We start from the raw sequence: 3181 nt of genomic DNA, 5'->3' as shown, positions 1-3181 counted from the left end.
GTCGCTTGTGTTTGTCAACAACTTTTTTCATTTTTTTATTTCTTATTCTCTTGCGCTTTTGGTACTCACCGCAGCGCAAGAGATATCTTACCAGATGCTTCAACAAATGTCAACAGGTTTTTTCAACTTTTTTCATTTTTTGCATTTTTCTATATCCAACCTGTTTCAATCCCTATGATTCCCCTGGTTTAACCGGCTTAAATCCGACATGACAGAACGCATAAACAAGGGATTCTTTTTATATTCAGCCATATTACATGCCTCGCATATCAGCTCAAACAGCCTCTGAGTACTTTCTTTCCCCATACCTCCTCTGTATCCTTCTGTACACCTCCTGATCTTGGATATCCTTGAGAGTCCTTCATGAATCATGGCTATCCCTGTTCTTTTGTCATAAACCTTATCCCACGCTGGACAATACACATCAACTTCCTCCAATCGTTCCAGACGCTTTAATGTTTCCTCACTGGCATGAGAGTCATCATAAATCAAAACGTCTGATGGCTCCGGTATGGAATCTCCGGTAAAAAGTATTTTCTGCTCCCTGTAATAAAAACACAATGATTCTCTGGAATGGCCGGGTGCGCCTATTACCTGAATGGTAATCCCAGGTTCCAGGCACAGCAGATCCCCGTCAGACAAGATACGGTCCACCGTAACAGAACCATCCACCAGACTATAAAAGCCAGGTATGGGCCGTTTCTCATATTGAAGATCTATATCCTCAATCCAATCCCGCTCTCCCCTGCTGGCATATACGCAGCAGGAATACATTTCCTTTATGGTTTTTAGGGCACCAATATGGTCCGGATGGGAATGGGTCAACAGTACAGCATTTATATTTTCTCTGTTTTTTCCAATTTTATGTATATATTCCTCAATTTTTTTATCACATCCTTTTACCCCTGCGTCAACCAGGTAACATCCTTTCTTTCCTGTTATGATATACACATAGACATATCTTGTGATTTCAGGTGTAATATTAAACTGAACGCGCAGCTGATGAACTCTGTCATTTATCTTCATTCCATTCTCCTCTCTCTCTTACCACTGTTATCCCCATACCTCTCCCCTGCCGTGACAATAATGGCCTGGCTGTCCACTGTATTTTTCCTTTTACTCATGATTTTTCTGTATTTCTCTGAGGAAAAACACCGGTCTATGCTCTCCCTGTCCGGAAACCATATCATAATGAAGCGGTCCGGATGCCAGTCTTTCCCTATATATTCAATCCCTTCGCTCCTCACCACATACCTTCCTCCGTGTTCTTCCACAATAGGCCTGACCCGTTTTATGTAATCGTCATAATCTGCCCGGTCCTTTCCTGGCTCCAGGAAAACAGAAATAATAAAGTAACAGCTCATATCTTCTCCTTTCTACGCAAGTATCCACTTGCATAACTATTAAAAATAAATGGCACCGTATGGTACCATATATTTATGCATTTACTTGGCCACTCCATGGACAAACGCATCTACCATTTTAATAATATACTCATCTGCTTTCATCTCAGTCAGGCCGCTGCCAAAAGAGGCCTTAAAAAATACAAATCCAAAATTCAACGACAAAAACATCATGGCCATACTCTCGTAATCATCCGATATGAGCTTTCCCTTCTCATACATTTTCCTGAAATATGCCGTAACACCGGTTTTAAAGACCTGGGGAATGGCTAAGATCCCTTCCCTTGTATCCTCCGCCAGCTCTGGTGTACGCAGTCCCAGGGAGAGCTTAACAAATTCCGGCGTGACTTTTTTCATGTAAATACGGGCAAATTGGCACAGGTCCTCTGTCAGATTACCCGTCTCAATCATAAAATCATCCGGTTCCAAATCCGGATGCCATCTTTTCTGTCCCATGGCCTGAAGCACAATTTCCTTCTTCCCCTTAAATTTTCTGAAGATAGTACACTCGTTCACCCCGGCACGTTTTGCGATATCCTTTGTAGTGGTAGCTGTATATCCTCTCTCCACTACAAGTTCCATGGCTGCATCTATAATATTCTGTCCTGTCTGGTCCATATCACCCTCCCCAAAGCGCAAGTGTACACTTGCATCATACAATAATCCCATCTCCCTGTCAAGGCTTCCTGTCACAAAAAGGTCAAGCTGTTCATTATTTCCTCCGTATCCAGTGACGATATAGAGCCGCCGAACATAACCATCTGCAGTCTGTCTCCATTGATTCTGGCATAAACCTTCAAAAATCCGGGTATGCCCAGGGAAGATGCATCCATATAGTGATAACTGTACCAGAGTCCGTTTGAAAGCTGCCTGGTTGTCTTGGTCTGGGGTGTCCCCAACTCTGCTTCCACAGCTGCGTCCAGTACGCTTTCCTGGTAGGTGTATACCAGGTCTGCATATCCGCCAAAGTCCGCGAGGGATTCTGACATGATGCAGATAAGGCTGCTGCCGTCCACACTGGTCATATATATTCCCCTCTCATCAGAGGAATGAAATACAAATTCTTCGGGAACTGTGAGAAGCACATTACCAATCTGTTTTATTGCGCCGCTGTCCTGGCCCTGCTCCTGCACACCTGTCAGCTCCTGTTGGGGCACCTCTGCCTGTTCCTGCATCTGCGCCTGAACCTCTTGCTGCATTTGCACCACTCCGTCCTCAATCCAGGCCCCCTGCATGTCAACGCTGTACCCATCTGGTGTTTGGGTGTTTTGGAGGCAATAGCCATCCTCATTAAAATAGTAGCATCTTCCGTCTATCCAGGACCATTCATTTTTTAAATACGCCCCGCTCTCATTTTGATACCACCAGCCGGTATTATCCTGCCTCCACTGCCCTGCAAACGCGTTCATACTCAAAGCAGCAGTGGCTAGCAGCACTGCAATTACCATCATCGAGCATCTTTTTCTACTGGCGGCACTCTTATCCGCGGCTCTTTTATACACAACCCTCTTATCCGTTATCTTCATATCAGTTGCCCTCCCTTAGTCTTATACTTCCAATATACTTCTCTTTTCCAGGGACAAGAACCTAAAATCAACTTAAATTATACGTAACAGTTCCATGCGCCGTCCTGAACAGTTACAATTATACTTCTGGATGGAAAATATAAAAACAAAAAAACCGGAGCACCCTGTATCATAAAATCACAAAGCTCCGGTTAAACAACAAAAAAGCGCGAGACGGGATTCGAACCCGCGGCCCCCACCTTGGCAAGGTGG

4 protein-coding genes are annotated in these 3181 nt (G+C 44.3%); all 4 read right to left on the bottom strand.

Annotated features, from left to right (window positions below):
- Positions 1-165: 165 nt before the first annotated feature.
- Complete coding sequence (locus tag LI015_RS27760; RefSeq protein ID WP_002566101.1) at positions 166-1026, bottom strand: MBL fold metallo-hydrolase; 861 nt, start codon at positions 1024-1026, stop codon at positions 166-168.
- The gene (locus LI015_RS27755) at positions 1023-1364 is read right to left on the bottom strand and encodes a DUF1330 domain-containing protein (RefSeq protein ID WP_227126759.1); all 342 of its coding nucleotides are present in this window, start codon (positions 1362-1364) and stop codon (positions 1023-1025) included. The genes LI015_RS27760 and LI015_RS27755 overlap by 4 nt, the downstream gene beginning before the upstream one ends.
- A gap of 81 nt (positions 1365-1445) precedes the next feature.
- A complete protein-coding gene (locus tag LI015_RS27750) occupies positions 1446-2021 on the bottom strand; it encodes a TetR/AcrR family transcriptional regulator (RefSeq protein WP_002566099.1) in 576 nt (191 codons plus the stop codon).
- A gap of 71 nt (positions 2022-2092) precedes the next feature.
- Positions 2093-2929, bottom strand: coding sequence for a hypothetical protein (locus tag LI015_RS27745; protein ID WP_227126758.1), 837 nt, complete (start codon positions 2927-2929; stop codon positions 2093-2095).
- Positions 2930-3181 lie beyond the last annotated feature (252 nt).

The organism is Enterocloster sp. 210928-DFI.2.20, assembly GCF_020554465.1.
Classification (GTDB): Bacteria; Bacillota; Clostridia; order Lachnospirales; family Lachnospiraceae; genus Enterocloster; species Enterocloster bolteae.
The sequence above is the reverse complement of the archived record's forward strand: the minus strand, read 5'-3'. Positions and strand labels throughout refer to the sequence as shown.

Coding starts and splice junctions, on each gene's coding strand:
- LI015_RS27750 (WP_002566099.1), bottom strand. CDS start 2,021: ATGGACCAGACAGGACAGAATATTATAGATGCAGCCATGGAACTTGTA.
- LI015_RS27755 (WP_227126759.1), bottom strand. CDS start 1,364: ATGAGCTGTTACTTTATTATTTCTGTTTTCCTGGAGCCAGGAAAGGAC.
- LI015_RS27760 (WP_002566101.1), bottom strand. CDS start 1,026: ATGAAGATAAATGACAGAGTTCATCAGCTGCGCGTTCAGTTTAATATT.
- LI015_RS27745 (WP_227126758.1), bottom strand. CDS start 2,929: ATGAAGATAACGGATAAGAGGGTTGTGTATAAAAGAGCCGCGGATAAG.